A 10,228-nucleotide genomic window follows, 5' to 3' on the forward strand; every position below is an offset into this window, starting at 1 on the left:
GAGGGAGTGCCCGGTAGAGCGTGTCACACGCAATCCGGTATCCTTGTCCCTCCTCAACTCCGCCCTCCCGCAGTGGCCGAACCTCACCCTGAACGCGCTCCCGTCGAACGGGAAGACAAGCGCAGCTTTCTCCAGAAACTCGCCGAATTCATCCACCCCGGCCCTGATTCGCGCGACGAGCTGATCGAAACCCTGGCGGACGCCGAGGACAACGAGGTGATCGGCGCGGAGTCGCGCGTGATGCTCGAAGGCGTGCTGCGCATGGCCGACATGACTGCCGGCGACGTGATGGTCGCCGCGCCGCGCATGGACCTGGTGAACATCGACGCGCCCTTCGACGCGCTGCTGCACCTGGTCATCGACACCGCGCACTCGCGCTTTCCGGTGTACGAGGGCGAGAAGGAAAACATCATCGGCATCCTGCTCGCGAAGGACCTGCTCAAGCTGCAGCGCGCGCCGGGCCTGAACATCCGCGCGCTGCTGCGCCCGGCAACCTTCGTTCCCGAAAGCAAGGGCCTGAACGACCTGCTGCGCGAGTTCCGTGGCAACCGCAACCACCTGGCCATCGTCATCGACGAGTTCGGCCGCGTGGCCGGCCTCATCACCATCGAGGACGTGCTCGAGCAGATCGTCGGCGAGATCGAGGACGAGTTCGACATCGCCGAGGACGAGGGCGACATCTTCGGCCTCGCCGACCACACCTACCGCGTCTCGGGCGACACGCCCATCGAGCGCGTCGCCGAGGCCTTCGGCATCGTGTTCGACGAAGAACAGCTCAGCGAAGACTTCGACACCATCGGCGGGCTCATCGCGCACGAGATGGGCCACGTGCCCAAGCGCGGCGAGCACCATGCGATCGGCGGCTTCGACTTCGTCGTGCTGCACACCAAGGGCGGCGCGGTGCGCTGGTTCAAGGTGTCCCCGGCGCGCGGCGGCGACGCGGCCGACTGATGGCTCGCGCGCCGGCTTCCTCCTTCGCCTCCCTGTTTCGTCCGATCGGCTTCGTCGCCGCCGGGCTTGCTCAGGCGCTCTCGATGGCTTCGCCCGTGGGCGGCAAGCCGCTGTGGTGGCTGCAGCTGCTGTCGCTCGGCGCATTCGTGTGGCTGCTCGATGGACTGCGTTCGCAGGGCGCAGGCTGGCGCCGCGCGGGGCTGCACGGCTGGCTGTTCTCCACCACCTGGCTCACCGGCAGCTTCTGGTGGCTCTTCATCTCGATGCATACCTACGGCGGCCTGCCGGCGCCGCTGGCGGCCATCGCCGTGCTCGCGCTGGCTGCTGCGCTGGGCCTCTATTACGCAGTCGCCGCGGCGTGGTTCGTCGTGCGGGGGCCGAAGGGCCGGGTGACGGGCGCGCTGGTTTTCGCCGCGCTCTGGACGCTGGCCGAGCTGGTTCGTGGCAGCTGGTTCACAGGCTTCCCTTGGGGCGCCGGCGGCTATGCGCATGTCGAGGGACCGCTCGCGGCGCTTGCGCCATGGGTGGGCGTCTACGGCATCGGTGCCGCAGCAGCACTGGCCGTTGCGCTGGTCGCGCTGCATCGCCCGATCCGCATCGTGGAAGCCGTGCAGGGCGTGGTGCTGATCGCGCTCGTGTTCGCCGTGCCGAACCTTGTGCCCGCGCTGCGCGACGATGTGCAAGGCGCCAAAGGCGCGGCCGGCAGCCTGAGCGTCGCACTCCTGCAGGGCAACATCCCACAGGACGAGAAATTCATTCCCGGCGGCGGCATCGAGACCGCGCTGCGCTGGTACGGCGAACAACTGCGCGATGCCCAGGCCTCGCTTGTCGTCACGCCCGAAACCGCACTGCCGCTGCTGCCACGGCAGCTGCCCGCCGGCTACCTGGAAGCGATCAAGGCCCGCTACAGCCAGGGCAACCAGGCCGCCATCGTCGGCCTGCCGCTGGGAGGGCAGGGCACTTACAGCAACGCGGTGCTGGGCTTCCGTCCTGGCGACGCGCAGCCCTACGCCTACAGCAAGCACCACCTCGTGCCTTTCGGCGAATTCATTCCCTGGGGCTTTCGCTGGTTCATCCAGATGATGAACATCCCGCTCGGCGATTTCGCGAGCGGCGGGCTCGCGCAGGCGCCCTTCGTCTGGCAGGGCCAGCGCATCGCGCCGAACATCTGCTACGAGGACTTGTTCGGCGACGAGATCGGCGCGAACTTCCGCGACGAGGCCACGGCACCCACCATCCTGCTCAACGTGAGCAATATCGCCTGGTTCGGCGATACCGTGGCCATCGACGAGCACCTGTCGATCTCGCGCATGCGCGCGCTCGAGTTCGCGCGGCCGATGGTGCGCTCCACCAACACCGGCGCCACCGTGGTGATCGACGCCCAGGGCCGCGTCACGCACGAGCTCCCGCGCCTCACGCGCGGCGTGCTAGAGGCGAACGTGGAAGGCCGTCGCGGCCTCACGCCCTTCGCGCGCTGGGTGGCACCCTTCGGCCTCTGGCCGCTGTGGCTGCTGGCCATGGCCATCGTGGCGGTGGCCTGGGTGCAGGGCCGCCGCCAGAACTGAAATCGGTCAGGCTGCCGCGGCCGCCTTCACCGGCCAGTCGCGCAGCTTGCCCGGGTTCAGCAGTCCCAGCGGGTCGAAGCGCTTCTTCACCTCGATGACTTCCGGTGGCAGCGGCCCGCCGGCCTTGCCGTCTTCCACGATGTTCACGTGCGGGTTGTTGATGTGCACGTTGTGCTCGCGGTGGATGCGCATGATCTCCTGCAGGCGCTCCTCGGTGCTGAAGCGCACCAGCTGCAGCCCGCTGCAGGTCATGAGGCCGGCCACGTTGCGCAGGAACTCGATGTGCATCATCACCTCGCCCTGCTCGCCACCCAGCAGCTTCTCCATCTCGATGACCTGCTCGACATGCTTGCCGGGGATGAAGCCGCTCTGCAGGTAGGTGAGGTTGGGGTCGACCTTCAGCGCATGCAGCGTCGTGTGGTTCCAGGTGAATTCCATCAGCGTGCGGTTGCTCTTCTGCACCTCGGCAGCCGTCTTGCGGTAGCTCACCGTGCCGCCGTGCGCCTCCACCAACTGGAGCATCGCGGGTTCGCACGACTCGGCCACCAGCGACAGCACCGTGTGGCAGCCCTTGGGCAGGTGCGCGGCCAGCTGCGATAGATGATCGGAGATGGGCGCCGCGAAGAAGGTCACGCCGCGCTTCACGATGCCCGGCGCGTGCGCCAGCTTGTCCGCGAAGTTCAACGCGCTTTCGAAGTCGATGAAAGTCACCAGCGTTTCCAGCCACGGATGCGCAGGCGCCAGCGCGATCTCCAGCTCCAGCACCAGCCCGTTGGTGCCCCACAGGTGGTGCATGCGCATCGCCTCGGCGCCGCGCAGCTCCACCACCTGCGGCTCGGCCTCGATGGTCATCGCGCGGATGCCGATCACGTTGCCGGGCGCGCCCAGCGGCCCGTAGTTGATCGAGCCCACGCCGCCGAAGCCGCCGCCGAAGAGGCCGCCCAGCGTGGCGCTGCGGTAGGTCGAGGGCACGCAGCGCAGCTCCTGTCCCGTGGGTTTGGTCTGCTTCTCCAGCTCCCCGAGGCGGATGCCGGCCTGGGCACGCGCCACGCCGGGCCTCACCCACAGGCAGCTGTTGTAGCCCGTCATGTCGAGCACCACGCCACCGGCCAGCGGCGTGGTCTGGCCATAGTTGCCGGTACCGCTGCCGCGGATGGTGATGGGCACGCAGCGGCGCGCGCAGGCGCCGATCACCGCGCGGATCTCTTCCTCGGTGCGCGGTCGCACGACCACGTCGGCGCGCTTGTCCTTGAGCTGGCGCACCAGCACGGGGCTGAACCACGAGAAGTCGGAGGACAGCCGCGTGACGCGGCTTTCGTCGGTGATCCAGTCGAGGTCGGGGAGTTCGAGCAGCAGCTGCTCGATGGCGGAAACAGGGGCGTTCATGGTCAAGGTTCAATCCTGGGAAAGTTCGCTCGCATGCCATGAGCCCAGCGCCAGCTTGGTGAGCCAGGCCATCAGCACGAAGAGCGCGACACCGGTGAGGGAAATGAGCAGCAGCGCCGCGAACATGCGCGGAATGTTCAGCTGGAAGCCCGCCTGCAGGATCTGATAGGCCAGCCCCGCGCCCGAGCCGCCGGTGCCCGCGACGAACTCGGCCACCACCGCGCCGATCAGCGCGAGGCCGCTGGAGATGCGCAGGCCGCCGAAGAAGTAGGGCAGCGCGCTCGGAATGCGCAGCCGCACCAGCTGCTGCCAGCGCGTCGCGCGATTGAGCTTGAAGTAGCTCTGCAGGTCGGGGTCGATGCTGCGCAGCCCCAGCGTGGTGTTGCTGATGATCGGGAACAGCGCCACCAGCGCGGCGCATACCGTCATTGCCGCCACCGGGTTCTTCACCCAGATGATGATCAGCGGCGCCACCGCCACGATGGGCGTGACCTGCAGCAGCACCGCGTACGGGAAGAGCGCGGTCTCGATGCGCTTGCTCTGCACGAAGAGAAACGAGATCAGCACGCCCGCCACCGTGGCCAGCAGGAACGACAGCACCGTGATCTTCAGCGTGACCAGCAGCGCATTGCCCAGCGGCGCCCAGTCGGTCACCAGTGTCTGCACCATCAGGTAGGGCGAGGGCACGAGGTAGGGCGGCAGCTCCATGGCCACCACCATCCATTGCCACAGCGCGACCAGCACCACGCCGATCAGCACCGGGTAGAGCACGCGCTGCACGCGCGGCTGGTTCAGCAGGGGAACGGGTTTCTTCATCATCATCGCGCGGCCTCCTCATCGGCGCTGCTGGCGCGCAGCAGGCTGTCCTGCAGTTGCTTCGCATGGCGCGCGAACTCCGGCGTGACCATGAAGTCGGCGCTGCGCGGATAGGGTTCGTCGATGCGGAACTCCTCCACCACGCGGCCGGGCCGCGCGGCCATCATCACCACGCGGCTCGACAGGAACACCGCCTCGTGGATCGAGTGCGTCACGAAGATCACCGTGAGCTTCTTCTTGCGCCACAGCTCCAGCAGGTCGGCGTCGAGCTTGTGGCGCGTGATCTCGTCGAGCGCGCCGAAGGGCTCGTCCATCAGGAGCAGGTCGGGCTGCGTGACGAGGCCGCGCGCGATCGATACGCGCATCTGCATGCCGCCCGAGAGCGCGCGCGGCAGCGCGTCGGCGAATTTCTCCAGCCCCACGAGCGCGAGCGATTCCATCACCCGCGCGTCGGCCTCCCTGCGCGGCACGCCGGCCAGGTCCAGCGGCAACCGCACGTTGGTGCGCACGCTGGCCCATGGCATCAGCGTGGGCGACTGGAACACGAACGACATCTTGTGCGAGCTCTCGTGCAGCTGCGCCACCGGCCGGCGCCACACCAGCAGGCGCCCGTCGCTGGGCTCCAGCATGCCCGCCACCATCTTCAGCAGCGTGCTCTTGCCGCAGCCCGAGGGCCCCAGCAGCGTCACGAATTCACCCTCGGCGATGGACAGGTCCACCGGCAGCAGCGCCTGCGTGCCGTTGGGGTACGTCTTCTCGGCCGAGAGCACCTCGACGGCGGGCACGGCGGGTGCGAGCTGCGGCGGCGGCGCCAGCGTCTGGGGATCGATGCGGTTCATGCGGCGGGGCCTTGGCGCGCTCAGGGCAGGACCTTCGCGTCTTTCACGAACTCGGTCGTGTAGGTCTTCGCCAGTTCGACCTTGGCGGGGTCGAGCAGCTTTGCCGACACCAGGAAGTCGTAGCTCGCCTTGGCGCGCGCATCCGTCATCACGCCGATGCCCAGCTTGGCCGCGTCGCCGCCGGTGACCATTCCCATCTCCTTGAGCTTGGCCACGCTGTAGGCTAGCTGGTCGTCGGTCATGTTGGGGTTGTCCTTCTTGATGAGCGCGTTGGCGGGCGCCGGGTCGGCGAGGTAGCTCTTCCAGCCTTCGGCCGAAGCCTTCACGAAGGCGGCGACCTGCTTGCTGCGCTCCTTCACGGTCTTCTCCATGCACGACACGGTGGTCGCATAGGCCGGGAAGCCGTGGTCGCTGAACATCAGCACGGTGCTCTTCACGCCGGCCTTCTGGATGGCGTAGGGCTCGGAGGTCAGGTAGCCCTGTTGCGCGGTGTTCTTGTCCGCCACGAAGGGCTGGATGTTGAAGGTGTAGGGCCGCGTCTGTTCGTCGGTGAAGCCGAACTTGGCCTTCAGCCACGGCCAGTAGCCGCGCTGGGCCTGTGCGCCGATCAGCAGCGTCTTGCCCTTCAGGTCTTCGAATTTCTTCACGTCGTCGTGCGCGATCAGCACCTGCGGATCTTTCTGGAAGAAGGCGGCCACGTTGACCACCGGCACGCCGCCCTCGCGCACCTGCATCATCTGGATGTCGCTCGAACCCATGATGCAGTCGGCCTGGCCGGCGGCCATCATCTGCGTGATGTTGACCTGCGGGCCGCCCATCTTGATGGTCACGTCGAGGCCGTACTTCTTGTAGATGCCCTGCGCCACTGCCTGGTAGAAGCCGCCGTGCTCGGCCTGCGCGTACCAGTTGGTCATGTAGGTGAACTTGTCCTCGGCCTGCGCGGGCGTGGCGGCGAGAAAAGCGATGGCGGCGGCGCCGGCGACGGACAGTGCGAAGGAGCGCATGGGTGAACCTCTCGAGGGCAGGGAGTTGAAGAAGAAAGAAAACAGGAAAGGAGAAGCGGCCGTTGCAAGAAGCGGGCTCAGGCCCATCTCAGGCCGGGTGGAAGCGCTGCTGGATGAAGCCTTGCTGGTGCCCGCGCTCCCAGGTGGCTTCCTCGCGCACCACCCAGCGCAGCGCATGCAGCTCGGTCAGCGCCTGCGCCCAGCTGTCGGAGAGCGTGTCGAGGATGGCTTCGCCCTGCTCGCGCGTGGCGGTGGTCGGGTCGCCGATCACGCCGCTCGGGCCGAAGTCGCGCGAGGTCCACGCACAGGCCGGGCGGCCATCGGCCGAAAGCAGCTTGATCGGGAAGGGGGGCGGAAAGTTGGCGACCGCGTGCTCCATGTGCACCGTCTCGGGCGCGAGCGCGAGCATCAGCGCGGTCTCGGAATGGCCGGCGTGCATCGCGAGCTTCTTTTCCTGTTCGCTCACCTGCTTGCTGGCCGCGCTCGGCAGGCGCGACACGCCGTGCGGCACCACCACGAAATCGCCGTGGCGCAGGCGCAGTTCGCGCGCCGCCATCTCCAGCACCTGCGGCTGGCCGCCGTGGCCGTTGGCGAACAGCAGCTTGCGAAAGCCCGAGCGGTACACCGACTCGCCGATCTCGATCACCGTCGACAGCAGCGTGGTGCCGGTCAGCGTCATCGTGCCGGGAAAGTGCAGGTGCTCTTCCGACTTGCCGTACGTGATGGTCGGCAGCGCGAAGGCGCGCACCTCGGCGGGGAGCTTTTCGAGCGCCTTGCCCATCACGCCCGAGCAGATCACGCTGTCGACCGAGCAGGGCAGGTGCGGACCGTGCTGTTCGATGGCACCGCAGGGCAGCACGATGACGGTGTTCTCGCGGTCGGGCAGCGCGGCGATTTCGGTCCAGCTCAGGTAGGGCAGGAAGCGGTGGGGCGGGATGTAGCCGTGGAGCATGGAGAGTCCTTGTTTGTTCGTTAGCGAGGAAAGAAGGGCGTCGCGTCGCCGTGCGTGACGCGGCCTTCCCGCAGCACCACGCGGCCGGCGGTGCGCGAGGGCCAGCCGTGGCGATCGGCCTGTGTGAACAGCACGAGGTCGACGCCCTGGCCGACCAGCGTGGGCCTTGCGGGCGCGGCTTCGCGCCGCAGCCAGTCGCCGCGGCACAGCGCCTGCGACCATTCGTCGAAGGGCTCGTCGAGCTGCGCCACCAGCGCGGCCGTGCCCAGCGCCTCGACCGGATCGAAGCTGCCGACGCGGCAGAAAGGGTCTTGCACGTTGTCGCTCGCGAAGAGCAGCGGAATGCCGCGCTCGCGCGCCTCTTTCACCAGCGTGATGCCGCGCAGGCGCGGCGTGCGGCCGGTGACGGCGTCCTGCAGCAGCAGGTTGGTGGCGGGCAGCGACACCACGGTGATCGGCGCGCGCGCCACCGCGTCTAGCGTGGCGAAGGCCTGCGCCTCGGGCTGGGCCGCGAGCGCGCAGATGTGCCCGCAGACCACGCGGCCTTCGTAGCCGATCTCGCGCAGGATGCGCGCGGTGGTCTGCAGGCCCACTGCCGATGCGTTGAGCTCCTCGTCCACGTGCAGGTCGATGTCCAGGTCGCAGGCCTGCGCCGACACCAGCAGGTTGCGCAGCGCGTTCTCGCTCCAGTTGGTGGAGTGCACGAAGCCGCCGAGCAACGCGTGCGGCCCCGTGGCCTTCACCTGCTTCGCAAGGCGCATGGCCTGCGCCGCATCTTCGAAGAGCGGCAGCTTGATGAGGCTGACCTGCTCCAGCCGCACCTTGCCGGCCCACTCCTGCGCCAGCCCGGCCATCACCGGCCAGGCCATCGGCACGGCATCGGGCTCCCACCAGTCGACGTGCGTGCGCAGATGCGAGGTGCCGCATTCCCAGGCCCACTGAAGGCCGCGCGAGGCGCGCTCGCGCACGTCGGCGGGCGTCCAGTGCACGCGGTCGGCGAGCATCGCGTCGATGGCGCCGAGCAGGCCGGGCTGCACCTGTTTCATGCGCGGCAGGGTGAAGGCCTTGTCGAGGTGCGTGTGGACGTCGACGAAGCAGGGCAAGGCCAGTGCGCCGTCGAGGTTCCAGGCAGAAGGCTGCGCAGCGGGCGTGGCGAGCGTGGCGGGCAGCACCGACTGCACGCGGCCGGCCTCGATCGCGATGCGCGCGAGTTCCGGCACACCGTTGTGCTGTGGCCAGTCGGCCGGCAGCAGCCAGCGCGGCAGGCGCACGTTGTCGAGGAGCGACGGCGTGCTCATGCGAAGCGCGCCATGGCTTGCCCCACGCGTGCCATGAAGCGCTTGAGCTGGGGCTCGGTCGCGACGTTCATGTGGTAGTGGGCGTGGTAGTCCACCTTGGCGCGCTGGCCGGTCAGCCGCTTCATGTAGCGCGTGACGATCTTGCGCGGCGGATCGCCCATGTAGATGGCCATCCAGCGCGGCCGCCCGTAGGTGACGACGGCGCTGATGCGCTTGATGTGCGTGAGCATCGGCTTCACGTTGGCCGGGTCGCTGATGTCGAAGGCCACGCCCGGCATGAAGAGCCGGTCGAAGTAGCCCTTGAGCATCGCCGGCAGCCCGAAGCACCAGGTCGGAAAGCAGAACACGATGCCCTCGGCCCACTGCAGCCGCTCCACGTAGGGCGCGAGCGGCAGCTGGTTGGAGGGCACGTCGTGATAGCCCAGCCGCTCCTCGCGCGACAGCACCGGGTTGAAGCCCTCGGCGTAGAGGTCGCAGTCGTCCACCTCGTGCCCTGCCGCGCGCAGGTTCTTCAGAACCTCCTGGTGCAGGGCGGCGTGGAAGCTGGTTTCGACCGGATGGCAGTAGACGACGAGCACGCGCATGGTGTGTTTGACCGCTTAATCAGAGCAAGTGGTCAGGTTATGCAAGCGACGTGCCAGTGCCTGCGCACCGGGTTGGGGCGGCGTGGCGGCCGCGCTACGGAACTGTCGGAAGGCGGATTTGTGAGTGGCGGAATTTCGTAACAAAAGTCACGTAAATCCGAGAAACGCGAGTTGTGAGCGGTGAATTTCACCGCCGCCGTAACAACAACTCACTATTTCTTCCAATTGTTAACTAAAATTCACAGTCCCAAATTTGTGAACTTTGGGCCTCATTTCTCTCTTCATCAACCGTTCGATACCCGAGAGTCCGTCCTCATGAAAAAGTCTTCCCTCATCGTTGCCGCCGTTCTTGCCGTCACCACCAGCGCAGTCTTGGCGGCCACCAGCCCGGCCACTGCCACGTTCCAGGTTCTGATCACCGTTGCCAAGGCTTGCTCGGTGACGGCGGGCGCCGGCTCCAACATCAACTTCAATACAGTCGATTCCTCTGCCACCAACTTGAGCGCCAGCAGCAACATCAGCGTGACCTGCTCCAAGTCGACGCCCTACAACATCGGCCTGCTGCCCTCGAACAACAGCACCTCCGGCGCCGGCGTGATGAGCCCCCCGACGGGCACTGACACCATCCCCTACCAACTGCGCTCGGTGAGCGCCACCGGCGCGATCTGGGGCAGCACGGCCACGTCCACCTCGGTCGGCAACGGCGTGAGCGGCACTGGCACTGGTTCGGCCCAGTCGATCCCCGTGTGGGCCACGGTCGCGAGCGTCAACGTGACGCCTGGCTCCTACCTCGACACCGTGACCGTCCAGGTCAACTACTGATCGATTGCCCG

At 67.5% G+C, this 10,228-nt stretch carries 10 protein-coding genes; 3 read left to right on the forward strand and 7 right to left on the reverse strand.

The features are described 5' to 3' along the window. Nucleotides 1–72: 72 nt before the first annotated feature. A complete protein-coding gene (locus tag AC1VNX_RS05010; RefSeq protein WP_126023798.1) occupies nucleotides 73–951 on the forward strand; it encodes an HlyC/CorC family transporter in 879 nt (292 codons plus the stop codon). Continuing rightward, nucleotides 951–2,516, forward strand: a complete 1,566-nt coding sequence (lnt, locus tag AC1VNX_RS05015; RefSeq protein ID WP_483155727.1) for an apolipoprotein N-acyltransferase — start codon at nucleotides 951–953, stop codon at nucleotides 2,514–2,516. Before AC1VNX_RS05010 ends, lnt begins: the two co-directional genes overlap by 1 nt. 6 nt (nucleotides 2,517–2,522) lie before the next feature. On the opposite strand, the gene AC1VNX_RS05020 is transcribed toward lnt, so the two are convergent. From AC1VNX_RS05020 to AC1VNX_RS05050, 7 genes are all read right to left on the reverse strand, one after another. Continuing rightward, nucleotides 2,523–3,902 (reverse strand): FAD-binding oxidoreductase, encoded by a 1,380-nt coding sequence (locus AC1VNX_RS05020; RefSeq protein WP_483155728.1) that lies wholly within the window; start codon nucleotides 3,900–3,902, stop codon nucleotides 2,523–2,525. A 9-nt stretch (nucleotides 3,903–3,911) separates the two neighbouring features. Beyond that, the gene (locus AC1VNX_RS05025) at nucleotides 3,912–4,718 is read right to left on the reverse strand and encodes an ABC transporter permease (protein WP_483161878.1); all 807 of its coding nucleotides are present in this window, start codon (nucleotides 4,716–4,718) and stop codon (nucleotides 3,912–3,914) included. A gap of 2 nt (nucleotides 4,719–4,720) precedes the next feature. Further along, a complete protein-coding gene (locus AC1VNX_RS05030) occupies nucleotides 4,721–5,557 on the reverse strand; it encodes an ABC transporter ATP-binding protein (protein WP_483155729.1) in 837 nt (278 codons plus the stop codon). Between the two features lie 20 nt (nucleotides 5,558–5,577). After that, nucleotides 5,578–6,561, reverse strand: a complete 984-nt coding sequence (locus AC1VNX_RS05035; protein WP_483155730.1) for an ABC transporter substrate-binding protein — start codon at nucleotides 6,559–6,561, stop codon at nucleotides 5,578–5,580. Between the two features lie 88 nt (nucleotides 6,562–6,649). Continuing rightward, entirely contained in the window at nucleotides 6,650–7,513 is an 864-nt protein-coding gene (locus tag AC1VNX_RS05040) for a creatininase family protein (protein ID WP_483155731.1), read from the reverse strand. A 20-nt stretch (nucleotides 7,514–7,533) separates the two neighbouring features. Beyond that, nucleotides 7,534–8,811, reverse strand: a complete 1,278-nt coding sequence (locus tag AC1VNX_RS05045; protein WP_483155732.1) for an amidohydrolase family protein — start codon at nucleotides 8,809–8,811, stop codon at nucleotides 7,534–7,536. After that, nucleotides 8,808–9,395, reverse strand: coding sequence for an NAD(P)H-dependent oxidoreductase (locus AC1VNX_RS05050; RefSeq protein WP_483155733.1), 588 nt, complete (start codon nucleotides 9,393–9,395; stop codon nucleotides 8,808–8,810). Before AC1VNX_RS05050 ends, AC1VNX_RS05045 begins: the two co-directional genes overlap by 4 nt. Nucleotides 9,396–9,710: 315 nt before the next feature. On the opposite strand from AC1VNX_RS05050, the gene AC1VNX_RS05055 reads away from it, so the two are divergent. After that, a complete protein-coding gene (locus AC1VNX_RS05055; protein ID WP_483155734.1) occupies nucleotides 9,711–10,217 on the forward strand; it encodes a Csu type fimbrial protein in 507 nt (168 codons plus the stop codon). The last annotated feature ends 11 nt before the right edge of the window (nucleotides 10,218–10,228 follow it).

This window comes from Variovorax sp. TLI9-5A (assembly GCF_056867935.1).

Coding starts and splice junctions, on each gene's coding strand:
- lnt (WP_483155727.1), top strand. CDS start 951: ATGGCTCGCGCGCCGGCTTCCTCCTTCGCCTCCCTGTTTCGTCCGATC.
- AC1VNX_RS05020 (WP_483155728.1), bottom strand. CDS start 3,902: ATGAACGCCCCTGTTTCCGCCATCGAGCAGCTGCTGCTCGAACTCCCC.
- AC1VNX_RS05025 (WP_483161878.1), bottom strand. CDS start 4,718: ATGAAGAAACCCGTTCCCCTGCTGAACCAGCCGCGCGTGCAGCGCGTG.
- AC1VNX_RS05030 (WP_483155729.1), bottom strand. CDS start 5,557: ATGAACCGCATCGATCCCCAGACGCTGGCGCCGCCGCCGCAGCTCGCA.
- AC1VNX_RS05035 (WP_483155730.1), bottom strand. CDS start 6,561: ATGCGCTCCTTCGCACTGTCCGTCGCCGGCGCCGCCGCCATCGCTTTT.
- AC1VNX_RS05040 (WP_483155731.1), bottom strand. CDS start 7,513: ATGCTCCACGGCTACATCCCGCCCCACCGCTTCCTGCCCTACCTGAGC.
- AC1VNX_RS05045 (WP_483155732.1), bottom strand. CDS start 8,811: ATGAGCACGCCGTCGCTCCTCGACAACGTGCGCCTGCCGCGCTGGCTG.
- AC1VNX_RS05050 (WP_483155733.1), bottom strand. CDS start 9,395: ATGCGCGTGCTCGTCGTCTACTGCCATCCGGTCGAAACCAGCTTCCAC.
- AC1VNX_RS05055 (WP_483155734.1), top strand. CDS start 9,711: ATGAAAAAGTCTTCCCTCATCGTTGCCGCCGTTCTTGCCGTCACCACC.